This is a genomic window from Novacetimonas hansenii JCM 7643, assembly GCF_000964405.1.
Classification (GTDB): domain Bacteria; phylum Pseudomonadota; class Alphaproteobacteria; order Acetobacterales; family Acetobacteraceae; genus Novacetimonas; species Novacetimonas hansenii.
In genome coordinates, this window is record NZ_BANE01000449.1 from 1 (window position 1) to 244 (window position 244).

1 protein-coding gene is annotated in these 244 nt (G+C 65.2%); it reads left to right on the top strand.

All coding sequences use genetic code 11. The features are described 5' to 3' along the window. A partial coding sequence (locus B7G66_RS18090) for a hypothetical protein (RefSeq protein ID WP_048859455.1) occupies positions 1–244 on the top strand: 244 nt, incomplete at both ends.

Genomic DNA, 244 nt, shown 5'->3' on the forward strand with positions numbered 1-244 from the left:
TGATCCACAGGCACGCCCTGCCCTTCCATGACGAAGGCCCCGTCATCCACGAACTGCGCGAACGTCTGCTGGCCCGTGCGCAGGACATGGGATGGCGGCCGACGCAGGATGCCAACCTGCACATGATGGCCGATGGACAACGCATTGCCCCCGTCATGACCGGTGGCCTGACGCACTTCACCTTCCCCGCCACCGCGCGCAACGTCACCCTGCACAGCGCGACCTTCCGTCCTGCTTACCTTGA